Source organism: Pseudarthrobacter sp. NPDC058119 (assembly GCF_042884655.1).
In the GTDB taxonomy this organism is placed as follows: domain Bacteria; phylum Actinomycetota; class Actinomycetes; order Actinomycetales; family Micrococcaceae; genus Arthrobacter.
In genome coordinates this window covers 56,085-78,298 of the sequence record NZ_JBHVTN010000012.1, presented here as the reverse complement: position 1 = coordinate 78,298, position 22,214 = coordinate 56,085, and the positions used below count along the sequence as shown (strand labels likewise).

General features: G+C 66.5%; 21 protein-coding genes. 6 read left to right on the top strand and 15 right to left on the bottom strand.

Annotated features, from left to right (window positions below):
* Positions 1–36: 36 nt before the first annotated feature.
* Positions 37–1,173 carry an LOG family protein gene (locus ACFVTD_RS20265; RefSeq protein ID WP_387566701.1) on the bottom strand — a complete coding sequence of 379 codons (1,137 nt, stop codon included), beginning with the start codon at positions 1,171–1,173 and terminating at the stop codon, positions 37–39.
* Between the two features lie 157 nt (positions 1,174–1,330).
* On the bottom strand, positions 1,331–2,728 hold the full coding sequence (locus ACFVTD_RS20260; RefSeq protein WP_387566699.1) for a sugar porter family MFS transporter: 1,398 nt from the start codon (positions 2,726–2,728) through the stop codon (positions 1,331–1,333).
* Positions 2,729–3,042: 314 nt separating this feature from the next.
* On the opposite strand from ACFVTD_RS20260, the gene ACFVTD_RS20255 reads away from it, so the two are divergent.
* Genes ACFVTD_RS20255 through ACFVTD_RS20245 form a run of 3 tightly spaced genes read left to right on the top strand, consistent with a single transcriptional unit; the run spans position 3,043 to position 5,750 of the window.
* Positions 3,043–3,783, top strand: coding sequence for a GntR family transcriptional regulator (locus ACFVTD_RS20255; RefSeq protein WP_387566696.1), 741 nt, complete (start codon positions 3,043–3,045; stop codon positions 3,781–3,783).
* A gap of 17 nt (positions 3,784–3,800) precedes the next feature.
* Entirely contained in the window at positions 3,801–4,694 is an 894-nt protein-coding gene (gene iolB, locus ACFVTD_RS20250) for a 5-deoxy-glucuronate isomerase (protein WP_387566693.1), read from the top strand.
* 39 nt (positions 4,695–4,733) lie between these two features.
* Positions 4,734–5,750, top strand: coding sequence for a LacI family DNA-binding transcriptional regulator (locus tag ACFVTD_RS20245; RefSeq protein ID WP_387566690.1), 1,017 nt, complete (start codon positions 4,734–4,736; stop codon positions 5,748–5,750).
* On the opposite strand, the gene ACFVTD_RS20240 is transcribed toward ACFVTD_RS20245, so the two are convergent.
* The gene (locus ACFVTD_RS20240) at positions 5,747–6,949 is read right to left on the bottom strand and encodes an MFS transporter (RefSeq protein ID WP_387566687.1); all 1,203 of its coding nucleotides are present in this window, start codon (positions 6,947–6,949) and stop codon (positions 5,747–5,749) included. The genes ACFVTD_RS20245 and ACFVTD_RS20240 overlap by 4 nt on opposite strands.
* A 165-nt stretch (positions 6,950–7,114) precedes the next feature.
* Here ACFVTD_RS20240 and ACFVTD_RS20235 point away from each other — a divergent pair, with 165 nt between their 5' ends.
* Positions 7,115–7,564 carry a MarR family winged helix-turn-helix transcriptional regulator gene (locus ACFVTD_RS20235; RefSeq protein ID WP_387566684.1) on the top strand — a complete coding sequence of 150 codons (450 nt, stop codon included), beginning with the start codon at positions 7,115–7,117 and terminating at the stop codon, positions 7,562–7,564.
* 88 nt (positions 7,565–7,652) lie between these two features.
* Here the strand turns inward: ACFVTD_RS20235 and ACFVTD_RS20230 are convergent, their stop codons facing one another.
* The 9 genes from ACFVTD_RS20230 to ACFVTD_RS20190 all read right to left on the bottom strand — a co-directional run bounded on the left by ACFVTD_RS20230 (position 7,653) and on the right by ACFVTD_RS20190 (position 18,209).
* Positions 7,653–9,089, bottom strand: a complete 1,437-nt coding sequence (locus tag ACFVTD_RS20230) for a sugar porter family MFS transporter (RefSeq protein ID WP_387566681.1) — start codon at positions 9,087–9,089, stop codon at positions 7,653–7,655.
* The gene (locus ACFVTD_RS20225; RefSeq protein WP_387566678.1) at positions 9,086–9,961 is read right to left on the bottom strand and encodes a sugar phosphate isomerase/epimerase family protein; all 876 of its coding nucleotides are present in this window, start codon (positions 9,959–9,961) and stop codon (positions 9,086–9,088) included. The genes ACFVTD_RS20230 and ACFVTD_RS20225 overlap by 4 nt, the downstream gene beginning before the upstream one ends.
* A 73-nt stretch (positions 9,962–10,034) precedes the next feature.
* A complete protein-coding gene (locus ACFVTD_RS20220) occupies positions 10,035–11,048 on the bottom strand; it encodes a Gfo/Idh/MocA family protein (protein WP_387566675.1) in 1,014 nt (337 codons plus the stop codon).
* A gap of 30 nt (positions 11,049–11,078) precedes the next feature.
* Positions 11,079–11,990, bottom strand: a complete 912-nt coding sequence (locus ACFVTD_RS20215; protein WP_387566672.1) for a sugar phosphate isomerase/epimerase family protein — start codon at positions 11,988–11,990, stop codon at positions 11,079–11,081.
* 151 nt (positions 11,991–12,141) lie between these two features.
* Positions 12,142–13,656, bottom strand: coding sequence for a CoA-acylating methylmalonate-semialdehyde dehydrogenase (locus ACFVTD_RS20210; protein WP_387566669.1), 1,515 nt, complete (start codon positions 13,654–13,656; stop codon positions 12,142–12,144).
* A gap of 31 nt (positions 13,657–13,687) precedes the next feature.
* Positions 13,688–15,637 carry a 3D-(3,5/4)-trihydroxycyclohexane-1,2-dione acylhydrolase (decyclizing) gene (iolD, locus tag ACFVTD_RS20205; RefSeq protein ID WP_387566768.1) on the bottom strand — a complete coding sequence of 650 codons (1,950 nt, stop codon included), beginning with the start codon at positions 15,635–15,637 and terminating at the stop codon, positions 13,688–13,690.
* A 29-nt stretch (positions 15,638–15,666) separates the two neighbouring features.
* The gene (locus ACFVTD_RS20200) at positions 15,667–16,605 is read right to left on the bottom strand and encodes a deoxyribose-phosphate aldolase (RefSeq protein ID WP_387566666.1); all 939 of its coding nucleotides are present in this window, start codon (positions 16,603–16,605) and stop codon (positions 15,667–15,669) included.
* Positions 16,602–17,618 (bottom strand): 5-dehydro-2-deoxygluconokinase, encoded by a 1,017-nt coding sequence (gene iolC, locus ACFVTD_RS20195; RefSeq protein ID WP_387566663.1) that lies wholly within the window; start codon positions 17,616–17,618, stop codon positions 16,602–16,604. Before iolC ends, ACFVTD_RS20200 begins: the two co-directional genes overlap by 4 nt.
* A gap of 186 nt (positions 17,619–17,804) precedes the next feature.
* Positions 17,805–18,209: a tautomerase family protein gene (locus ACFVTD_RS20190; protein ID WP_387566660.1), complete on the bottom strand. Its 405-nt coding sequence runs from the start codon at positions 18,207–18,209 to the stop codon at positions 17,805–17,807.
* A gap of 151 nt (positions 18,210–18,360) precedes the next feature.
* Between ACFVTD_RS20190 and ACFVTD_RS20185 the strand changes: the two genes are divergently transcribed.
* Positions 18,361–18,720: an ArsR/SmtB family transcription factor gene (locus ACFVTD_RS20185; protein WP_387566658.1), complete on the top strand. Its 360-nt coding sequence runs from the start codon at positions 18,361–18,363 to the stop codon at positions 18,718–18,720.
* Positions 18,717–19,199: an SRPBCC family protein gene (locus tag ACFVTD_RS20180; protein ID WP_387566655.1), complete on the top strand. Its 483-nt coding sequence runs from the start codon at positions 18,717–18,719 to the stop codon at positions 19,197–19,199. Before ACFVTD_RS20185 ends, ACFVTD_RS20180 begins: the two co-directional genes overlap by 4 nt.
* Here ACFVTD_RS20180 and ACFVTD_RS20175 read toward each other — a convergent pair.
* The 3 genes from ACFVTD_RS20175 to ACFVTD_RS20165 all read right to left on the bottom strand — a co-directional run bounded on the left by ACFVTD_RS20175 (position 19,157) and on the right by ACFVTD_RS20165 (position 22,201).
* Positions 19,157–19,972 (bottom strand): triose-phosphate isomerase family protein, encoded by an 816-nt coding sequence (locus tag ACFVTD_RS20175; protein WP_387566652.1) that lies wholly within the window; start codon positions 19,970–19,972, stop codon positions 19,157–19,159. The two genes, ACFVTD_RS20180 and ACFVTD_RS20175, sit on opposite strands and share 43 nt — an antisense overlap.
* Positions 19,973–20,002: 30 nt before the next feature.
* Complete coding sequence (locus ACFVTD_RS20170; protein ID WP_387566649.1) at positions 20,003–21,349, bottom strand: MFS transporter; 1,347 nt, start codon at positions 21,347–21,349, stop codon at positions 20,003–20,005.
* Between the two features lie 84 nt (positions 21,350–21,433).
* Entirely contained in the window at positions 21,434–22,201 is a 768-nt protein-coding gene (locus ACFVTD_RS20165; RefSeq protein WP_387566646.1) for an SDR family NAD(P)-dependent oxidoreductase, read from the bottom strand.
* Positions 22,202–22,214: the final 13 nt, after the last annotated feature.

Genomic DNA, 22,214 nt, shown 5'->3' with positions numbered 1-22,214 from the left:
GGCAGAGGACACTTCGTGGAGGTCCTCCGGCAGCGTTCAGCGTTGGCGGAGGACCTCCACCGCTTCCTCCACTGTGTCCACGAGGTGGATGTAGTCCGCCATGGCACGGCCGGCGGCCAGGCTGCGGAGCATGGGCCAGGCCGGGTACTCCTGTTCCCAGTGCCGCCGCCCCACCAGCACCATGGGGGCCACCTTCTCGCGGGCGCCGTAGTAGTTCTCGCAGGCGTCCTGGAAGATCTCCTGGACGGTGCCGGCAGCTCCCGGCAGGAACACGATTCCGCCTTGGCACAGTTCCAGCAGGATGGCCTCGCGGATGGCGTTGGCGAAGTACTTGGCGATGTGCGTGGCGAAGAAGTTGGGCGGTTCGTGCCCGTAGAACCAGGTGGGGATCCCCAGCGACGGGGTCCCGTCCGGATGGCGTTCGACGACGGCTGCCGCGGCGCGTGCCCACGCCGACACCGAGGGACGGAAGCCGGGAACAGCGGCGAGCGTGGCCAGCGCTCCCTGCACGTCGCCGTCGGACGCCTTGCTGAGGTACGCCCCCATGTTGGCCGCCTCCATGGCACCCGGTCCGCCGCCCGTGGCCACCGAATGGCCCTCGAGGGCCAGCAGCCTCCCCAGCCGCGCCGCCTCCGCGAACTCCCGGCTGCCGCGCGGCGCCGCGTGGCCGCCCATTACGCCGACGATGGACCGGCGGGTCCACGTCCCGGAGCGGGTCAGTTCGTCCAGCGCATCCCCGATGGCATGGTCGTGCAGGGCAGAGGCCAGGGTTGAATCGACGCGGTGGCGCTGGCCGGGCTGGATGCTCCAGTGGTAGATCCGGGCGTCCGGAAGCTCCTCGTAGGGCGAGCTTTCCAGTCCGGCGTATAGCTCGGCCGGGGAATACAGCGACGCACGGTAGGGGTCGAAGGGGACACCCTCCAGGCGCGGGAAGATCAGGGCACCCCGGCTGCGGAGGTTGGCTTCCATGCCGTCATCGAAGATGCAGCCCAGGAACATGGCGCCTGCAACACTGACGTTCTTGAGTGCCGCCGACCGGCCCCGCAGGTCAAGTGACTGGGCGTGCCAGCCATGCAGGTCCACGGCACCGCCTGCCACCAGGCGATCAAAGCTGGCCAGGTCCTGGACCTCGAGGTTGCGGGGGCGGGGACCAAGGCTGCCGGCGAAATTCATGGTTCCCCCGCGATGCAGGTCGGCGCTGTCCGGATCATGGGGCCAGCCTAAGCCACCACACAAAAGAGCGGGGGCCGGACCGCGCCTGTCCGGTTGATGCCGGACGGACTGGGTCCACCCCCGCCGCTGTTGGCGTGCGGTGCCTGAGCAAGCGCCGCTAAGCCGTGACCCTTGCCGGGGCTTCGCCGTCGCGGAAGTGCGCTTCGAGGTCCTCGAGCGAGTGGCCCTTGGTCTCCGGCACGAACTTGATGACAAACGCCAGGGAGGCCAGGTTGACCAGAACGAAGAGGCCGAACGTGCCCGTGGATCCCAGGGCATTGACCACGATGGGGAACAGGAAGGAGATGGCGGCGTTCACGGTCCAGAGTGCGAAGACCGCGATGCCCATGGCGAAGCCGCGGATGGCCAGCGGGAACATTTCGGAGAGCAGGAGCCAGACGCAGGTGCCGATGAAGCATTGCACGAAGGCGACGAACAGCATCATCGCGGCCAGGATGGTGTAGCTGGCAAGGTCGGACTGCGGGAGCAGGAAGACGATGGCCAGCAGGGCCTGGGAACCGACTACTCCGGAGAAGCCGATGACCAGCATCCGGCGGCGGCCAACAAAGCCAAGCAGCCAGATGCCCAGGATGGTCATGAGCACTGAGGTGACGCCGACGCCGATGGTGGCCACGAGCGATGCGCTGACGCCGAGCCCGCTCTTTTCCAGGATGGTGGGCGCGTAGTAGTTCACGGTGTTGATGCCGGTGGCCTGCTGGACCGTGGCCAGGCCGATGCCGATCCAGAGCAGCCGGCGCATCCAGGGGTTGTTGCGGAGGTCGCGGAGGGCGTGGCCGCGTTCTTCCTTGGCGGTGCGTGCTGCCAAGGCAATCTCTTCGAATTCGGCGGCCGCCTCTTCCGGGCTGCGGCTTAGGTTGAGGACGCGCCGGCTGTCTTCCAGGCGGCCGCGGATGGCGTACCAGCGCGGGGATTCGGGAAGCAGAAGCATGCCGGCGAGCAGTGCGAGTGCAGGGACGGAGGCGATGCCCAGCATGCTGCGCCAGACCTCGTTGTCGTGGATGAGGGCGTCGAGGAGGGCGTTGATGGCGAAAGCGAGCATCTGGCCGGTGACGATCATGAGTTCATTGATGGTCACCATGCGGCCACGGAGGTGGGCGGGAGCCATCTCGGCCAGGTACAGGGGGCAGGTTACGGCAGCGGCGCCCACGCCGAGGCCCAGGACGATGCGGGCGGCAATCATGAAGGTCACATTTGGCGCGAGCGCGCAGCCCATGGCGCCGAGCAGGAACAGGAGGGCGCAGACCAGCAGGGAGCCGCGGCGGCCCAGCTTGTCCGCCATGCGCCCGCCTGTGAGGGCGCCGACGGCGGCACCCGGGAAGAGCAGGGCGCTCACCACGGTTGCTTCCTCGACGGCGCTCATGTTGAGGGAGTCGTTCATGTACAGCAGGGCGCCGGAGATCACGCCGGTGTCGTACCCAAAGAGCAGGCCGCCCAGGGTGGAGATCACCGTAAGCCGGGCAAGGTATCCGCGGCGCCTGCTGCCAGTGGCGCCCATTGTTTGTTTCTGCAACAGCATTGTTGCCTCTCAAATTCTCTCGGGGACCGGAAGACCGGTCGGGGAATGTGATGCGTGCCACTAAGATTAGAGCGCTCTAATCGGTGCCGTCAATACAAAGTCCTAATGTCAGCACAATTTAATTCTGCGCCCTCTTCTCAACCTCCGGCCGGCGCCGCCCTTGACCCTTCAGGCCCGCCTGCTACGATCATGGAAGAAACTATGTCCTATCAAGCGAACATATAGCGCCAAAGGATCCACCGGCGCAGCCTCCAGACCGGAGGGCGCCCACACCGAAGACGAGGGAACGCACCGTGGCGAACAACCTGGGACTCAACATTGACCGTTCCTCCCCCGTGCCCCTGTACCACCAGGTGGTCCAGGGCATCGAAGCCGCGATCTACAGCGGAGTACTGGAGCCCGGCAGCAGGCTGGACAACGAGATCGACCTCGCCGCCCAGCTCAACCTTTCCCGGCCCACCATGCGCAAGGCGATGGATGAGCTGGTCCGCTCCGGCCTGCTGGTCCGCAAACGGGGCGTGGGAACCCAGGTGGTCTCGAGCCAGGTCCGGCGCCCGCTGGAGCTTTCCAGCCTCTACGACGACCTCACCAACAACGGCAAGAAACCCACCACGGAGGTGCTGAGTTTCTCGCACCTGGAGGCGGATGACGCCACGAGCGCCACCCTGCAGCTTCCCGCAGGCGCGAAGGTGTACCACTTCACCCGGCTGCGGAGGGTGGGCGGCAAGCCCTTGGCCCTCATGGAGAACTGGGTGCGCGACGACATAGCGGAGATGGACGAGGCCATGCTCAAGGCCGAGGGCCTCTATTCGATCCTTCGCCGCGGGGGCGTGAACTTCCGGCTGGCCACCCAGCGCATCGGCGCCATGACCGCCAATGACTACCAGGCCTCCATGCTGGACACCCACGAGGGTTCGGCCCTGGTCACCATGGAACGTACGGCCGTGGACGATACCGGCCGCCGGGTCGAAACCGGCCAGCACGTCTACCGCGCCGATTCCTACAGCTTTGAAATGACACTCGTACAGCGATAATCCAAGGAGCCATCTCCATGACCAACTGGGTCTACCCCCTGGGCACCGCCACCGACGGCCCCTGGGACGTGTCCATCGGAACCTCCGATTCCGCCCTGTCCGTGGACGGCTGGGCACACACGGGACTGAAGGTGGCCACCCTGGCCGCGGGCGCCGTCGTCGAACTTCCCGCCGCGGACGAGGAACGCATCGTGGTGCCGCTCAATGGGTCCTTCAACGTCACGGTCAACGGCACGGACTACCCGCTTGCGGGACGCGCTTCAGTGTTCTCCGGCCCGACGGATGTGCTCTATTCCGGCACCGGCCGGGCTGTCAGCATCAGCTCGGCCGACGGCGGCAGGGTGGCGGTTGCCACCGCACCGGCCCAGGCCTCCTACCCCACCAGGCTGGTGTCCGCCGCGGAAACCCCGGTGGAGCTGCGCGGCGCGGGCAACTGCTCGCGCCAAGTCCACAATTTTGGCACCCCTGCCGCGCTGGAGGCGGACCGCTTCATCGTCTGCGAAGTCCTCACCCCCGCCGGCAACTGGTCCTCCTACCCGCCGCATAAGCATGACGAGGAAAAGGACGGCGAGACCTCCCTCGAGGAGATCTACTACTTCGAAACGCAGGTGGGAGCAGCATCCGGTGCACCTGCCGACGCCGACGCGATCGGATACCAGCGTGTCTACGCCTCCGATGAGCGCCCCATCGACGTGTCCGCCGAAGTACGGACCGGGGACGTGGTCCTGGTCCCTTACGGCTGGCACGGCCCGGCCATGGCCGCACCGGGATACGACCTCTACTACCTCAACGTCATGGCCGGCCCCGGGCCGGTACGGGAGTGGCTGATCAGCGACGACCCGCACCACGGCTGGGTCCGGCAGACGTGGGAGACCCAGAACATCGACCCCCGGCTGCCGTTCGGCGCGTAACCCCAGGCAGGCCGCCACGGACTGGCATAGTGGAGTTCCGTGAAACAGACTTCCCCTTCCCCGCGCTCGGTGACCATGGAAGACGTGGCGCGCGAGGCCGGGGTGAGCCGCGCCCTGGTGTCGCTGGTGATGCGCGATTCCCCCAAGGTGTCGCAGGCAAAGCGGACGGCGGTGCTGGAAAGCGCCGCCGCCCTGGGCTACTCCCCCAACAGGCTGGCCAGCCGCCTGGCGAGCCACCGCACCAACACGCTGGGCGTCTTGTTCCTCGACCTGCACAACTCCGTCTTCGCCGATATCTACGACGGCATCACCGCAGGCCTGGCGGGCAGCGGCAACCAGCTGATGGTCGCCGTCGGCTCGGCTGACCCCGCAACCGAGCTGGAAGCCGTCCGCTCCTTCGTGGACCTTCGCGTGGACGGCGTGCTGCTGGCCGGCTACACCGGCAGCTCGGCGGAACTGGCCGGAGCGCTGCGCGGGACGCCCGCCGTCGTCATCACCCGGGAGCTGGAAGCCGACGGCGTGGATTCGGTCCTGACCGACGACTTCCGTTCCGGGTCGCTCGCCGTGGAGCACCTGTACCGCCTGGGGCACCGGCGGATCGCGCACGTGGACATCTCCGAATGGCTCCCCTATACGGAACGGCGGGAGGGCTACCTGCACGCCATGGAACAGTTCGGGCTGGAGCCGCAACTGGTCCACAGCGACATGACCGAACGCGGCGGCCGCTCAGTAATGGAGCAGTTCCTGGACTCGGGCGCCGCCCTCCCCACGGCGGTCTTTGCCCACAATGACCTCACCGCCATTGGCATCATGGAAGCGCTGGCGTCCCGGGGGCTGTCCGTCCCGCGCGACATGGCGATCGTTGGCTGCGACAACATCGAGGTGGGCGCCTCACCGCTGATCGGCCTGACGTCCATTGACCAGCATGCCGGGCAGCTCGGCCGGCTGGCGGCTCAGGCCATGCTGGAGCGGATCGCCGGGACGGCCGGACCAGCCGTGACCCGGAAGCTTGAACCCGCCCTGATGGTGCGCCGCTCGTCCGACCCCTCCGCCTAGCGGCTGACCAGTTCCTCCACAGCCGGCGCGCGGTCTTCGCCGCGCTGTTCGCTCCGCCTGGCGGCTGCCGCGGCGAACGCCATGACGGCGAGGCCCGCAAGGGTGATGGCAGCGCCGGCCCAGATGGGCGAGGTGTAGCCGAACCCGGCGGTGATGGTGACGCCGCCCAGCCAGGCGCCCAGGGCGTTGCCAACGTTGAAGGCACCGATGTTGGCACCGGAGGCAAGGGTGGGAGCACCGGAAGCGTACTTCATGACCCGCATCTGCAGGCCCGGGACGGTGGCAAAACCGAAGCCGCCCATGAGCACCAAAGAGATGACCGTCAGGACAGGATTGGCGGCCGTGAGGGCAAACGCCACCAGGACCACCGCCAGGACGGCCAGCACCACCAGGAGCGTCCGGTCCACGTTGCGGTCGGCAGCCTTACCGCCCACGGTGTTGCCTGCGAAGAGGCCCACGCCGAAGACAATGAGCAGCCACGGCAGGGTGGAGGCCGCGAAGCCGGAGACCTCCGTGAGGGTGTAGGCGATGTAGGTGAACGCACCGAACATGCCGCCGAAGCCCAGGATGGTCACCACAATGGAGAGCCAGACCTGCCCGGAGCGGAACGCGCGGAGTTCGGAACGGAGGCTGCCTGCTTTTTCCGCTTCACCGGCGGACTTCGGAACGAGCGCCAGGATGCCGGCGAGCGCGGCGACGCCGATGACGGTGATGGCCCAGAAGGTGGCGCGCCACCCGGCAGCCTGGCCCAGCAGCGTTCCAAACGGTACGCCCAGGACGTTGGCCGCCGTCAGCCCGGTGAACATCAGGGCGATCGCACCAGCCTTCTTGCTGGGCGGCACCATCCCGGCCGCCACCACGGCCCCGATTCCAAAGAAGGCACCGTGCGAAAGGGCGGCGATGACGCGGCCCAGCATCATGGCCCAGTAGCCGTCCGCCGTGGCGGAAAGCAGGTTCCCGGCAATGAACAGGACCAGCAGGGCCGCCAGCACGGGCTTGCGCTGGAAACGGGTGACGGCTGCGGTCAGGCCCAGCGCTCCCACCACCACGGAGAGTGCGTAGCCGGAGATGAACCAGCCGGCGGAGGCCTCGCTGACCCCAAAATCGGTTGCCACCTGCGGAAGGAGGCCGGCGATCACGAATTCCGTGAGTCCAATGCCAAACCCACCCAGGGCGAGTGCTATCAGGCCAACAGGCATGAGGATGCTCCTTTTGAGCTGTTCGTGGTTGTTCCCGAGGCGGGAAGGCGCCTAAGATAGTTGCAGGCGCGGTATTTATTGTTGCACATGCAAATATGCCGCGCAAGCAACTATTTATGACCGCAGCAATGGGCGGCGTCTTCCGCCGTCTTCGAAGGAGCAACCATGGGCATCAAGGACGACGCCGTTGAGGTCCGCGCCCAGGGCTGGCGCACCCTGGCGGCCCTGCACGGGTTGATCGAAAACGAACTGGAACGCAGCCTCCAGGCCGAGTCGAAGCTGTCCGTGGTGGAGTACACAGTGCTCGATGCCCTGAGCCGGCAGGACGGCTGGCACATGCGGATGCAGCAGCTAGCGCGCGCCACGGCGCTCAGCCCCAGCGCCACCACCCGGCTGGTGAACCGGCTGGAAGACCGGGGCCTGCTGACCCGCATCCTGTGCGACGACGACCGGCGCGGGATCTACACCGAGTTGACTTCCAGCGGGAACAGCTTGCTCGCGGAAGCGCGGCCGGTCCACGACGCCACTCTGGAACGCGCCCTCGATGAGGCCACGGCCATCCCGGAGTTGGCACCGCTGGTGGATGCGCTGCCGCGGCTCCACGCGCGCGCCTAGGACGCCGCATCACTCTCGCAACAGTGCCCCCCTTGAGGGTACTCAAGGGGGCACTGCTCTAGTTGGTGGGACCTGCCGGGTCCCCAGCTCAGGAAACCTGCGCGGCGGCCGCCTCTGCCCTGCCGCCTGCGACGTTCTTGAAGTAGTGCTCCAGGTCTTCAAGGCTCTTGTCCTTGGTCTCCGGAACGTATTTCGCCGCGAAGGCAATCGCCCCCACGCCAAGGACTGCGAACACGAAGAACGTGTTGGAGATGCCGATGGCGGCCAGCAGCTGCGGGAACCCGAATCCGATCAGGAAGTTGACGATCCACAGCAGGAAGGCCGACGCCCCCATGCCCAGGCCGCGGATCTTCAGCGGGAAGATTTCCGAGAGCATCAGCCACGTCACCGGCGAAATGGCGCCCTGCTGGAACGCCAGGAACGTCACGGTGAGGGCCAGGATGACGAAGCCGCGGGCGGAACCTTCCGGCAGGATCAGTGAGAAGAAACCGATCAGCAGCAGCGCCGTGGTGGTTCCCACCTGGCCGGTGATAAGCATCCTGCGGCGCCCCACCTTGCCCAGCAGCCAGATCCCGACGAACGTGGCCAGCACCGAGATGACCCCGTTGGCGATGTTAGCGGTGAGGGCAGCTTCCCGGCCGAAACCGGACTGCGAAAGGATCTGGGTGCCGTAGTACATGATCGAGTTGACGCCGGTGATCTGCTGGATCACCGCAAGGCCCAGGCCCACCACGAAGATCCTGCGAAGCCACGGGATGCCCAGGTCCTTCCATGAACCCATCTTGGACTTGTAGTCCTCCACGGCCATGGCCTTGACTTCCTCGAACTCCCTGCGGGCTTCCTCCTGCGACCGGATCCGCTGCAGTACGCTGAGCGTCTCGCCGAAGCTGCCGATGGAGGCCAGCCAGCGGGGACTCTCGGGCATGAAGTTCATCCCGATCCACAGCGCGATGGCCGGCAGGGTGGCGATGACCAGCATCCAGCGCCAAATGCCGTGCGATTCACCGAACGAGTTGCCCAGGTAGGCGTTGAAGATAAAGGCAAGCAGCTGTCCGGTGACGATCATGAGTTCGTTCTGGGTGACGATCCGGCCGCGCCGGTTGCTCGGCGATACCTCCGCCAGGTACACGGGAACCGTCACCGATGCCCCGCCCACGGCGAGTCCCAGGATGAACCGGGCGGCGATCATCACCTCGGTGTTGGGCGAGAACGTGCAGCCCAGCGTACCGAGCAGGAAGATGACGGCCAGCACCATGATCATCCTGCGCCTGCCGTTGCGGTCGGCGAGGCGTCCGCCGAACAGGGCACCAAAGGCTGCCCCGAAGAGCAGGGAGGACGTGACCAGCCCCTCGGTTAGCGGGGTCAGGCCCAGGTCCTCCTGCATGTACGGCAGGGCCCCGTTGATCACGCCGGTGTCGTAGCCGAACAGCAGGCCGCCGAAGGTGGAGATGATGGTGACCGTGCGCAGCGCGCGCTGGTGGTTGCCGGGGCGTGCGGCCTTGGCCGCGGGGGCAGGGGAACTCATAGGCTGACCTTCTGGACGTATTGCTTCATGGTGTCCAGTTGGTAGCGGGACACCTCGTCGGCGTGCTCGTCCTCGGCGAAGACGCTGGACACCATTACCGTATCCTCCCGGTCCAGGAAGCCGATTTCCTTCAGGCCGCCGAAGAACTCGTCCCAGTTCACGTCGCCGTCGCCGATCTTCAAATGCTGGTGGACGCGGACCGGGTTGCCCGGCGGATTGGTGATGTAGCGCAGTCCGTGGGAAGCGTGGTGGTCCATGGTGTCGGCCACGTGGACCAGGCGCAGCTTGTCCCCCGCGGCCCGCATGATGTCCAGCGGAGCGTTCTTCATGTGGAAGCTGTGAGAGGCCACGTAGACCATGCCCACGTTCTTGGAGTTCACGCCCCGGATTACGCGGATGGCGGCGAGGCCTTCCTCCACGAAGTCGTCCGGGTGCGGGTCGATCAGCAGGTCAATGCCTTCCCGCTCGATGATCGGGAGCAGTTCCTCCATGGAGCGGTAGAAGGCCCGCTCGGACTCCTCCGCTTTCTCCGGGCGGCCGCTGAACTCGGTGTTCATGGTGCTGACGCCCAGGTCCACGGCGATCTGGATGGCGCGCTTCCAGTAGCGGACGGCAGCTTCGCGGGCGTCCTCGTCGGGCCCGGACCAGCGCAACACCGGGAGGATGGAGGCGATTTCGATCCCCGCATCCTTGCAGGCCTTGCCCAGCTGGCCCACCAGTTCATCGTCCGCCTTGGGGTGGTTGTAGAACGGGATGAAGTCCGCGTGCGGGGTCAGCTGCATGTACTTGTAGCCGAGGTCCGCCACCACCTTGGGGAACTCCAGCAGGCTGTGCGAGTGGTGGAACGGGGTGGGGTCAAGTGCGATTTTCACGTAAACACTCCATTGTGGATCAGGAAGGGTGGAGACACGAAAGGGGACGGATGGCTCCGCCCCCTTTCCGGTCCTACTTGTAGAGGTCGGGCTTCGTCACCAGCTTCACGGCGACCTTTTCGCCGTTCTTCTGCGCTTCGACGCCTGCCTCGCAGCAGGCGGCGGTGGCGTACCCGTCCCAGGCGGACGGACCGCCGATGTCGCCCTTAAGCGCCGCGTCAACCCATGACTGGATTTCGACGTCGTATGCCGCGCCGAAACGCTCCTCGAAGCCGGGGGTGACATTGCCGCCCCAGCGGCCGGAGCTGCGGGTGTATGGGCCCTTGTCGCCGCCGATGCTGACGATGCCGTCCTCGAAGGACGCCTGGGTGGCCACCTCATAGCCGAACTTGGCGTTGACGTAGATTTCGACGTCGGCCAGGACACCTGACTCGGTCTCCAGCAGGACGTGCTGGGGGTCGTGCTGGCCGGACGGCGCGTTCTTGGTGGCCTTGCCCAGGCGGACCTGGACGCTGGTGATTTCCTCGCCGGTGAAGAACCGGATGGCATCGAACTCGTGCACCACGGAGTCGTTGATGAGCATCTCGTTGGTGAAGCCCTCCGGGGTGCTCGGGTTGCGGTGCTGGTGGTGCAGCATCAGCAGTTCGCCCAGTTCGTGGTTGCGGATGATCGAACCCAGGGTGGCGTATTCGGCGTCAAAGCGGCGCATGAAGCCCACCTGGATGCGCTTGCGGCCCAACGCCACCTCCGCTTCAACGATCTTCAAAGAGGATTCGGCGTCCGGGGTGAGGGGCTTTTCGCAGAGGATCGGGATGTCCCTGGCGAGGGCCTTGAGGAGGATGTCCTCGTGCAGGAAGCCGGGGGTGGCGATCAGGACGGCGTTGACGTCGCCGTTGTTGAGGGCCTCGTCGGCGTCGGCCAGAGCGACCGCGCCCGGGATGCCTTCGATGGCGGCCTGGGCGCGGGCGAGGTCGACGTCCACGACGGCGGCCACCTCGGCTCCGTGGATGCGCTTGCTGAGGCGCTGGATGTGGTCGGCGCCCATGCGGCCGGCGCCGATGACGGCGACGCGGAGGTTTTCAGTCATTGTTCTGTCCTTTGGGTCTGTGTGTCGGGGTTAGCTGACGGCGGTGCGGGAACCGCAGGACAGCAGGTAGTTGCGGGTGCGCTTGGCAATCGGCATGGGAACGTCGAAGGCCACGGGGTACATGTCCTGCTCCACGATGCCGAAGATGGGCCGGTCCAGCGCTTCCACGGCTTCGATGACAGCGCGCAGGTCGGGGAGGCCGTTGGGCGGTTCGGTCATGACGCCGGCCAGGTTGGCTGCTGCCCACGTCATGTTCTCCTCGTTGACTTGTCTGAGGATCTCCGGATTGATCTGCTTCAGGTGCAGGTAGCCGATCCGGTCCGGGTAGTTCTTGATCAGCTCCAGGCTGGAGGCCCCGCAGTACTCGGCGTGTCCGGTGTCCAGGCAGAGGTTCAGGTACTGGGGATCCGTGGCGCCCAGGAGCGTCTCGATGTCCGCCTGCGCGCCGACATGGGAGTCGGCGTGGGAGTGGAACTGCTGCTTCAGGCCGAAGTCCTCCAGCAGGGTCTTGCCCAGGCGGTTGTGGCCGGCGAACAAGTCGTCCCACGCCTTCTCGCCCAGCGTGCCGCTTTCCACGGCTTCGCCGGTGACGTCGTCCCGCCACATGGCCGGGATGACCACGATGTGTTCGCCGCCCATGGCCGCGGTGAGCTCGGCGACCTTGCGGGCGGGCTCCCAGGCGGTTTCCCACTGGTCCAGCCCGCGGTGGAAGGCGGTGAAGACGGTGCCGGCGGAGATCTGCAGGTCACGCTGCTTCAGTTCTTCCGCCAGGCGGGCTGGGTCGGTGGGCAGGTAGCCGTAAGGCCCCAGTTCGATCCACTTGTACCCGGATTCGGCCACCTCGTCGAGGAAGCGTTCCCACGGAGTCTGCTGGGGATCGTCCGCGAACCACACGCCCCAGGAGTCCGGCGCCGTGCCGATGATCAGCTTGTTTTCAGTCATGACAGCGTTGTCTCTTTCTTTGCATCGACTGCTCCCCGCCGGCTCCCTCGCCTCGCAAGCTCGGCCAGGGAACCCTGCCGGCGTGGGCCCACGTGTCGTTGTGGACTCAAAACGGCGTTTACGGAGCAATCGACGGTAGGTGAGGAGGGGATTAATTGGAGGGGAAGTTGTAGGAGGCGCCGGAGGCGTGGTGGGTTTCGGGCCAGCGGGAGGTGACCACCTTGCCGCGGGTGTAGAAGGAGACGCCTTCGGGTCCGTAGATGTGCTTGTCGCCGAAGAGGGATGCCTTCCAGCCGCCGAAGGAGTGGTAGGCCACCGGGACGGGCAGGGGCACGTTGATGCCGATCATGCCCACCGTCACGGAGCGCTGGAAGGTGCGGGCCGCGGCGCCGGAGGAGGTGAAGATGGCGGTGCCGTTGCCGTAGGGGTTGGCGTTGATGAGCTTGATGCCGTCTTCCAGGGTGTCCACGCGGACCACCACCAGGACGGGCCCGAAGATTTCCTCCTGGTAGGCGGTCATTCCGGTCTTGACGTGATCGAGCACCGTGGGGCCAACCCAGAAGCCGTTTTCGTGTCCGGGGACCACCAGGTCGCGTCCGTCAACGACCATGGCGGCGCCTGCGGTTTCGGCTTCGGTGACGATCCTGACGATGCGTTCCTTGGAGGCGGGGGTGATGACCGGGCCCATTTCGGCGCCGGGTTCGGTGCCGTTGTTGACCTTGACGGCTTCGGCGCGTTCCTGGACCTTCGCGACCAGGGCGTCGGCGGCGTCCGCGACAGCGACGGCGACGGAGATGGCCATGCAGCGTTCACCGGCGGAGCCGAACGCGGCGGCGGCCAGGTGGTCGGCTGCGTTGTCCAGGTCGGCGTCGGGCAGGACGATGGCGTGGTTCTTCGCCCCGCCCAGGGCCTGGACGCGCTTGCCGTGCTTGGTGGCGGTTTCGTGGACGTACTGGGCGATCGGGGTGGAGCCGACGAAGGAGATCCCGTCCACGTCCGGGTGGGTCAGCAGCCCGTCGACGGTTTCCTTGTCGCCGTGCAGGACCTGGAACACACCGTCCGGCAGCCCGGCGTCCTTCCAGAGCTTGGCCAGCAGCAGCGATGCAGAGGGGTCCCGCTCGGAAGGCTTGAGGATGAACGCGTTGCCCGTGGCGATAGCCATCGGGGCCATCCACAGCGGCACCATGACCGGGAAGTTGAACGGGGTAATCCCGGCGACCACGCCGAGCGGCTCACGGAAGGAGAACACGTCGATGCCGGTGGAGACCTGGTCCGAGTAGTCACCCTTCAGCAGGGTGGGCACACCGCAGGCGTATTCAACGACTTCGAGGCCGCGGCCGATCTCGCCCTTGGCGTCGGAGAGGACCTTGCCGTGCTCGGCGGTCACGAGTTGGGCGAGTTCGTCCACGTGGGCGGCGACGAGTTCGCGGAACTTGAACAGCACGGCGGTGCGCTTGGCCAGGGAGATGTCGCCCCAGGTGTCGGCGGCCTTGCGGGCGGCGGCGACGGCGGTGTCCAGGTCGGCCCGGTTGGCCAGGCGCAGTTCGCCGGTCACCGCACCGGTGGCCGGGTTGTACACGCGGGTGGTGCGGTCGCCTTCGCCGGCGGTCTCGGCGCCGTCGATGAAGTGGTTGATGACCGTGGTTTCGGTGGTGGTGGCAGTCATGGGACTCTTCCTTGAGTAGTGGAAAGTGTGCTTAGCCGAGCAGTTTGCGCTGGCGTGACTTGTGGTCGACGTAGGTCTGGAAGGCCTGCTTGGTGGATTCCAGTTCGGCGACTTGGGAGACGGGAACATCCCACCAGGACCCGGAGGACGGTGCGTCCAGGAGCGGGTCGGATTCGACGTGGATCAGGATCGGTCCACTGTTTTCCGGGGCGGCCTTCGCGTCGCGGATGGCCTGTTCGAGTTCGGAGATGACCTTCTCCCCCGGCTCGATCCGGATGACCTTCACGCCCAGGGACTCGGCGTTCAGGGCCAGGTCCACGGGCAGTGTCTCGCCCTCGTCGAAGCTGTGCTGCTCCTCGTTCAGGGCCCGGTACTGGGTACCGAACCGCTGCGAACCCAGGGACTCGGACAGCGAGCCGATGGAGGCGTAGCCGTGGTTCTGGATCAGGACCACGATCAGCTTGATGCGTTCGGCGACGGCGGTGACCAGTTCGGTGTGCATCATCAGGTAGGAGCCGTCCCCCACCATGACGACGACGTCCCGCACCGGGTCACCCGACCCGCCTGCCGCCGTCGTACTGGCTGCTTCGGCGATTGCGGCGCGCTTGACGCCCAGGCCGCCGGGGATCTCGTAGCCCATGCAGGAGTAGGCGTACTCGACGTGGTAGCCGAACGGGTCCCGCACGCGCCACATTTTGTGCAGGTCGCCGGGCAGCGACCCGGCGGCGCAGATGACGACGTCGCGGGCGTCCATGGCCCGGTTGGTGGCGCCGATGATCTCGTTCTGCGCCGGAAGCGGGGTGTAGCGGGTGTCGAACGCCTCGTCCACGGTGGCGTTCCAGCGCTTCTTCTCCGCCTCGATCTTCTGTTCCAGGTCCGCGCCGACGCGGTAGCCGCCGAGGGCTGCGTTGAGCTTGACCAGGGCCTTGCGGGCGTCGGCGACGATCGGGAGCGTGGTGCCGTGCTTGTACGCGTCGATCGGGGCGACGTTGATGTTCACGAACTTCACGTCCGGGTTCTGGAACGCGGTCCGGGACGAGGTGGTGAAGTCCTCGTAGCGGGTGCCGATGCCGATGACCAGGTCCGCCTCGGCAGCGAGGGCGTTGGCCGCCGTCGTGCCGGTGGAGCCGATCGCACCGAGGGAGAACTGGTGGTCCCACGGCAGGACGCCGACCCCCGCCTGGGTGTTGCCCACCGGAATCCCGGTCAGCTCGGCGAACTTCGCCAGTTCCTCGTTGGCGTAGGCGTAGAGGACGCCGCCGCCGGCGATGATCAGCGGACGCTTGGCGGTGCGGATGGCTGCGGCGGCGCGGGCGATGTCCTCGTCGTCGGCGTCGGGGCGGCGGATCCGCCACTCCCGCTCGGCGAGGAACTCCACGGGAACGTCGAAGGCCTCGGCCTGGACGTCCTGCGGCAGCGAAATGGTCACCGCGCCGGTCTCGGCCGGGTCGGTCAGGACGCGCAGGCCGTGGTGGAACGCGGAGAACAGCTGCTCGGGCCGGTTGACCCGGTCGAAGAACTTGGACAGCGGCCGGAACGCGTCGTTGACGGTGATGTCGTAGGCGTACGGCTGCTCGAGCTGCTGCAGGACAGGGTCCGCGGCGCGGGTGGCGAACGTGTCGGACGGAAGCAGCAGCACCGGCAGCCGGTTGGTGGTGGCCAGCGCCGCGCCGGTCAACAGGTTCGACGAGCCCGGACCGATCGAGGTGCTGATCGCGAAGGTCTGGCGGCGGCGGGTGTGCCGGGCGTAGCCGACAGCCTGATGGACCTGGGCCTGCTCGTTCCGGCCCTGGTAGTACGGCATCAGGGTGGGGTCCTGCTGCTGGTACTGCTTCAGGGCCTGGCCCACGCCGGCCACGTTGCCGTGCCCGAAGATCCCGAAGGTGCCCGGGATCAGCCGCTCACGGTACTCAACGCCGTTGACCGAGTCCACGGTGTACTGCTTGGAGAGGTATTCGACGACGGCCTGCGCCACCGTCATTCTGCGCGTTCCTGTGGTGGTGCCCATGGCTAGTTCTCCGGGAGTTCTGTGGTGTGGTGCAGGAGCGAGGCGGCCGCGGCAACAGCGCCGGCGACGTCCCCGTCACCGGGATAGAGCAGGGTCCGGCCGACCGTGAGGCCCTGCACGCCGGGCAGCGCCAGGGCAGCACCCCAGGTGGCGAAGACCTCGTCCTGGGACCCGTCAGGGTCACCGCCCAGCAGGACGGTGGGCATGGTGGTGGCGGCCATGACGCGTTCCATTTCCGCCACGACGGGAAGCTTCATCCAGGTGTAGGCGCTGGTGGAACCCAGGCCCTCGGCGATGGCGATGGACTTGATGACCGCGTTGGTGGACAGGTCGTTGCGGACCCGGCCGTTCTCGCGGACCGACAGGAACGGCTCCACCATGGCGATGAGCTTCCGCTCCGCGAGCGAGTCGATGGCCCTGGCAGTCGCTTCCAGGGTCACCACGGTGTCCGGGTCACCCAGGCAGATCCGGGTCAGCATCTTCCCGCCGTCCGCACCGAGAGCTTCGAGGGCGGCGGCGGTGTGCCCGGTGAACCGGTCGTCGAACTCGTTGACCAGGCCGGACAGCCCACCGCGGTTCATCGATCCGAACACCAGCTTGCCGTCCAGGGCGCCGAGCAGGAGCAGGTCGTCCATGATGTCCGGTGAGGCCAGGACACCATCAACGGCCGGATTGGCCAGGGCGATCTGCAGCCGGTCCAGCAGCTGGCGCCGGTCAGCCATGGCCACGGGGTCGCTGCCGACGGCCAACGCACCGCGTGCCGGGTGGTCGGCGGCGACGATGAAGTTCTGCCGGCCGGCCTTCACGCCGGGGTGGCGGCGGCGCGACTTCGCCGCACGGGCCACAGCGGCAGGGTCTTCCAGGCGGATGGTGCTCAGGTGCTCGTAGCGGCGGGGGTCATTGTCCACGGCGTTGTTTGAGGCGAGGGGCGTGAGGGTCACAGTGCTGCTCCTTCGGGAATGGAAGCGCCGGAAGCCGTGCCCGGCACGGTACGTCCGCGTTCGGCCAGCAGCGAGGTGACCTCCTCCGGCGTCGGCATGGCATCGGCGCAGGAGAGGCGGGAGGCCACAATCGCACCGGCGGCGTTCGCGTAGTCCAGGACCTGTTCCAGCGGCCAGCCGGACAGCAGCCCGTGGCAGAACGCGCCGCCGAACGAATCACCAGCGCCCAGGCCGTTGAGGGTTTCCACCGGGACGGGGGCGGAGACCACGCGCTCGGTGCGGGTCTTCGCCATCACGCCCTCGGCACCGAGCTTGACGACGGCGATCTCGACGCCCGCGGCCAGCAGCCGGTCTGCCTGTTCATCAGGGGTTCCCTCCCCCACGGCCACAGCGCATTCCTTGTCATTGCCGATGGCGACGGTGACATGCGGGAGGATCTTCGCGATCTCGGCGCGGGCCTCTTCCTCCGAAGCCCAAAACATCGGCCGGTAGTCCAGGTCCAGGATGGTGAACTGCCCCTCGGCCAGGCCGGTGCGGGGACGTGCCTCATGGGCAGCGAGGTGTGCGGAGCGCGAGGGCTCCTGGCAGAGGCCGGTCACGGTGGACCAGAAGATACCGGCCCCGCGGATGGCGTCCAGGTCCAGTTCTTCAGCCTTGATCTGCAGGTCCGGTGCGGTGGGAAAGCGGCCGTAGAAGTAGAGCGGGAATTCATCCGTGGCCGGCTTGATGGCGCAGAATGTCACCGCCGTGGGCCAGTCCTCTACCGGTGTGACGAACGTGTCGTCGACGTTGAACTTGTGCAGTTCGCGGTGCAGGTAGGTGCCGAAGGCGTCGTTCCCGGTGCGGGTGATGACGCCCGTCCGGCGGCCGTGGCGGGCGGCGGCAACAGCGACGTTGGACGGTGAACCGCCAAGGTATTTACCGAAGGAGCTGACGTCCTCCAGGCCAACCCCGATGTCGTTCGGGTAGATATCAACGCTGATGCGCCCGATCGTAAGAAGCTCGTGGGTCACGGGAATCGTGGACCTTTCTGGTGTGGAACTCGGATCCTTTGAGGGGCAGGAGTTCCGGGACTGGCAGGCCGTGGCGTGGGCCACAGGGACTACTCTGCCCTAGATTGAATGTCCTGTCAAAGGTTTGTTCTGACATACTTACAACCGAAGTTGATAGGCGCCCATCCCCATCGACGGGCGCCCCGGCTACTTCTTGGGAACAGCGAGTTCCCCGGTCACGTACTGGGCGCGGCCGAACCCGAAGGACCAGTCGCCGGCACTGTTTTCGACATAGCCAATGAAGACGTCCTCGCCGGCAACCCCCACTGCTGCAAGTTTTTCGGCCACCGCCGCGAAAAGGCGCTGCTTGGCCTCCTGGGACCGCCCCTCCTGCGTGAAGATCTGGATCATGACCACTCCCGCCGTGCGCTCAAAGCCCAGCCCGGCGTCCTGGGCGAAGATCTGGCCCTGCGGGTGTTCGGTGAGGATGTGGAAGTAGTCCCGCTCCGGGATGCCGTACTCCGCAAGGATGGCATCGTGGATGCCGCGGCTCAGCCGCTGCAGGTCCTCGGCAGTGCGGCCTTCGTTGACGTCAATGCGAACCAGTGGCATGAAGCTTCTCCTTAATTAGTTTGTACTGACATACTAACAAACTGTTCGCAGCCGTCGCGAGAGACCCTTGCGCAGGAATCGCGACAGGTCTACCATTAATCAACCGATAGGTTTATAAAGCCGAAGGTTGATTGAGGGAAAGGCAGGAGTCGTGGCAGATGACGACGCGGCTTTGGACGTGGCTTTCATGGCCTTGGCCGACCCCGTCCGTCGACGCATCATTGCCCGGCTGAGCCGTGGCCCGGCCACCGTCAACGACCTGGCCGAACCCTTCGAGATTTCCAAGCAGGCAGTTTCGAAGCACATCCAGGTGCTCGAGCAGGCGAATTTGGTTACCCGCAGCAGGGACGCCCAGCGCCGGCCCGTCCACCTGAACCCCGCACGGCTGGAGGCGCTCACCGCCTGGATCGACCAGTACCGGCTGGTCCGCGAAGGGCAGTTCCGCAGCCTCGATGCGGTGCTTGAATCCAGCGCCGGGCAAGCGGCGCCAAAGGCAAAGGACACGAAATGACCAACCAACTGAAGATCACCGCCCCCGAGGGACTCCCCTACATCGACTTCGAGCGGGAGTTCGACTTTCCGGTGGCGGACGTGTTCCGGGCGCATAAGGACCCCGAACTGGTGGTCCAATGGCTCGGCCCGCGGGGCATGAAGATGGAAATGGACCACTACGACTTCCGCACCGGAGGAAGCTACCGGTACATCCATACCGGCCCGGAGGGAGTGCCATACGAGTTTCGCGGTATCTTCCATACGGTGCGCGAGAACGAGTTCGCCCTGCAGACCTTCGAGTTCGGCGGCTATCCGGACTCGGTGAGCCTGGAGTCCATGACGTTTGAGGAGCTCGACGGCGGGCGGTGCCGGCTGCGGGGCCACGCCATGTACCAGAGCATGGAGGCACGCGACGGCATGCTGCACTCCGGCATGGAGGGCGGCATGTCCGAGGGCTATGAGCGGCTGGACGAACTGTTGGCGGGCGCGTCGGTCTGACGCAGCAGAAGGGCTTCGTCCAGCACGCGGCCAAGGTTGGCGGCATCGTGGGCGAAGCGGCCCAAGAAGAGTCCGTCGGCGGCGGGCAGCCGGGGAAGCAGGCCCGGCCCGGCGCTGCCGCCGTAGATCAGCGGGCAGGCCGGGCCAAGCTCCTCACGGATCCGCGCCAGGACGGCGTTGACGTGGTGCGGTGGGGCGGGCTCCTGCGCACCGATGGCCCAGACGGGCTCGTAGGCCAGGACCACACGGTTGAACAGGGCGGGGTCGCCGTCCGTGGCGGCACGGACCTGCGTCACGCAGAAGGCGGCGGCAGCACCGGCGTCGAGCCTGTCCGGCTCCCCGATGCAGAGCAGCGGGGTGAGGGCATGTCCGACGGCGGCACGCACCTTGCGTGCCACCACGGCATCGTCTTCCGCGAAGAGTTTGCGGCGTTCGGCATGGCCGATCTCGACGAGTGAGACGCCGAGTTCGGCCAGCATGGCCGGGCTGACTTCACCGGTCAGCGGCCCGTCGCCCCAGGCGCAGTTCTGTGCTCCGAGCAGCACGGGTGAGCCGGCCAGGATCCGGCTGGCTCGCTCGAGGACAGGGAAGGACGGGATGACGAAGACCCGGACCGGGGACTCCGCGGAATGCGTGCCCAGTCCAGGCCTGTCATCCACGAGGGAGCGCACCTCCGACAGCCATCGCAGGCTTGCCTGGTAGCCCAGGTACATCTTGGTGCTGACACCGATGTAGAGGGTGCCGTTGCCTGCCTTGCTGCCGGAGGTGCTCATGGTTTCCTTGCGTGGATGGTGCGGGCCTGCTCAGTCGAGCAGGTCGTCGGCTTTGTTCTTGAACCGCCGGGTGGCGAACATCATGGCCGCCGCCACGAACGGCAGGACGCCCAGGGCGTAGACGCCCATGGAACCGGTCGGAGATCCTGTGGCTTCGTTGACGGCGGTGCGGAGGATCGGCGCCACGAAGCCGCCCAGGTTGCCCAGGGAGTTGATCAGGCCGATGCCGGCGGCGGCAGCCGATCCGGCGAGGAACGCGGTGGGATAGGACCACACCACGGGACCGACGGCCAGGAAGCTGCAGACTGCCAGCGTAATGAAGATCATTCCCAGGACCGGCTGGTGGTTGGTTCCCGCCCAGGCCGAACCGAAGATGCACAGGCCTGTGGAGATGAACAGGATGGTGCCGAACTTGCGGCGCTTCGCTACGGTGTCCGCTGCCTTGCCGATGAAGTAGCAGGCGAAGATGCCGAAGAACCAGGGGACGGCGATCAGGAGGCCGACGGCGAGCCCCACCTTCTGGCCGGTCAGGGAGGACACCTGCTGGGGCAGGAAGAACGTCACGCCGTAGACGGCGATCTGCAGGCAGAAGTAGATGACAGTGAAGTACCAGACACGGCCATTGCGCATGGCGGCGAGGATGCCGCGGGGTCCTGTCTCGTCCTTGATGGTGTCCTCCAGCGCCATGACCTCCTTCAGCGCGTATTTCTCGTCGTTGCTGAGGAACTTGGCCTTTTCCGGGCCATTGATCAGGAAGAAGAAGGCCGCAATGCCTGCCAGGACAGCCAGCATGCCCTCGACGAAGAACATGACCTGCCAGCCGCGCAGGCCGGGCACCTGGTCACCGATGTTGATCAGCCAGCCGGAGAGCGGGTTGCCGATCATCTGGGAGAACGGCTGGGCCAGGTAGAAGATGGCGAACATCTGCACGCGCACCTTGTTGGGGAACCATTCGGCCAGGTACATGATCACGCCGGGGAACAGGCCGGCTTCGGTCACGCCCAGGAGGAACCGCAGGATGACGAACGAGGTCTCGCCCTGGACGAAGGCGAAGCACGCGGAGACGATGCCCCAGGTGATGGCGATGCGTGCCAGCCAGATCTTGGCGCCGACCTTCTTGAGCAGCAGGTTGCTGGGGATTTCGAAGATCGCGTAGCCAATGAAGAAGATGCCGGCGCCGAGGGCGAAGGCCGCGGCGGACACCCCCTTGTCCGTTCCCAGTGCCGCCTCGGCGAAGCCGACGTTGGTGCGGTCCAGGAATGACACGACGTACAGGATGACCAGCATCGGCATGAGCCGGCGGGCCGCCTTGGAAATCGCGGATTTCAGGACCGGACGGGCCAGGAGTTCCTTGGATGTTGCGGTGGTTTCTGACACAACACTCTCCTTCGAGTGGTGACGTTGGTGGTTCCCCCGCGGGCCGGCGGTCCGCGGGGCTTGTGGCATCCGGTACGGGTGCCGTCAGTGCATGTACAGGCCGCCGTCGACGTTCAGCGTCTGCCCGGAGATGTAGCCGGCGTCCTCGCCGATGAGGAAGGAAATGGCCGCCGCGATGTCGCGGGTGGTGCCCACCCGGTTCACCACCAGGTCCTTGACGAGTTCATCCTTGCGTTCCTCGCTGAGGGTGCCGCCCATGATGTCCGTGTCGATCGGACCGGGTGAAATGGCGTTGACAGTGATGTCGTACTCGCCCAGTTCGCGGGCGGTGGCGCGGGTCAGGCCGATGACGCCTGCCTTCGCCACGGAATACGGGGTTTTGCTGAAGGTGCCGCCGCCGCGCTGCGCGGAGACCGAGGAAATGTTGACGATCCTTCCCACCCGGTTCTTGACCATTGATTCGGCCGCCCGGCGGGTGGCGTAGTGGACGCCGTTCATGTTGATGTTCACCACGCGGTCCCACTCCCCCGGTTCCAGTTCAAGGTAGGGTACCGGTGAGCTGACGCCTGCGATGTTTGCCAGGGCCACAAGTTGGGGAAGTTCGGCTTCGATCTCGTCGATGGCGGCACGCACCGAGGCTTCGTCGCCGATGTTGGCGCCGGCGCCGTGGGCCTTGACGCCGTGCTTTTCGGCGAGTTCCTTGGCCAGGGTCTTGCTGGCGGCGTCGTCAAGGTCGATCACGCCGATGTTCCAGCCGCGCTCGGCGAGGTATTCGGCGGTGGCGCGGCCGATGCCGCGTTCGGAGACGGCGCCGGTAACGATCACCGTGCGGTCTGCGGGAAATGCTGTCATGGAGGGTTCCTTA

Coding starts and splice junctions, on each gene's coding strand:
- ACFVTD_RS20180 (WP_387566655.1), top strand. CDS start 18,717: ATGACCAACCAACTGAAGATCACCGCCCCCGAGGGACTCCCCTACATC.
- ACFVTD_RS20210 (WP_387566669.1), bottom strand. CDS start 13,656: ATGACTGCCACCACCACCGAAACCACGGTCATCAACCACTTCATCGAC.
- ACFVTD_RS20190 (WP_387566660.1), bottom strand. CDS start 18,209: ATGCCACTGGTTCGCATTGACGTCAACGAAGGCCGCACTGCCGAGGAC.
- iolB (WP_387566693.1), top strand. CDS start 3,801: ATGACCAACTGGGTCTACCCCCTGGGCACCGCCACCGACGGCCCCTGG.
- ACFVTD_RS20220 (WP_387566675.1), bottom strand. CDS start 11,048: ATGACTGAAAACCTCCGCGTCGCCGTCATCGGCGCCGGCCGCATGGGC.
- ACFVTD_RS20175 (WP_387566652.1), bottom strand. CDS start 19,972: ATGAGCACCTCCGGCAGCAAGGCAGGCAACGGCACCCTCTACATCGGT.
- ACFVTD_RS20260 (WP_387566699.1), bottom strand. CDS start 2,728: ATGGGCGCCACTGGCAGCAGGCGCCGCGGATACCTTGCCCGGCTTACG.
- iolD (WP_387566768.1), bottom strand. CDS start 15,637: ATGACGGTGGCGCAGGCCGTCGTCGAATACCTCTCCAAGCAGTACACC.
- ACFVTD_RS20230 (WP_387566681.1), bottom strand. CDS start 9,089: ATGAGTTCCCCTGCCCCCGCGGCCAAGGCCGCACGCCCCGGCAACCAC.
- ACFVTD_RS20235 (WP_387566684.1), top strand. CDS start 7,115: ATGGGCATCAAGGACGACGCCGTTGAGGTCCGCGCCCAGGGCTGGCGC.
- ACFVTD_RS20165 (WP_387566646.1), bottom strand. CDS start 22,201: ATGACAGCATTTCCCGCAGACCGCACGGTGATCGTTACCGGCGCCGTC.
- ACFVTD_RS20215 (WP_387566672.1), bottom strand. CDS start 11,990: ATGACTGAAAACAAGCTGATCATCGGCACGGCGCCGGACTCCTGGGGC.
- ACFVTD_RS20265 (WP_387566701.1), bottom strand. CDS start 1,173: ATGAATTTCGCCGGCAGCCTTGGTCCCCGCCCCCGCAACCTCGAGGTC.
- ACFVTD_RS20240 (WP_387566687.1), bottom strand. CDS start 6,949: ATGCCTGTTGGCCTGATAGCACTCGCCCTGGGTGGGTTTGGCATTGGA.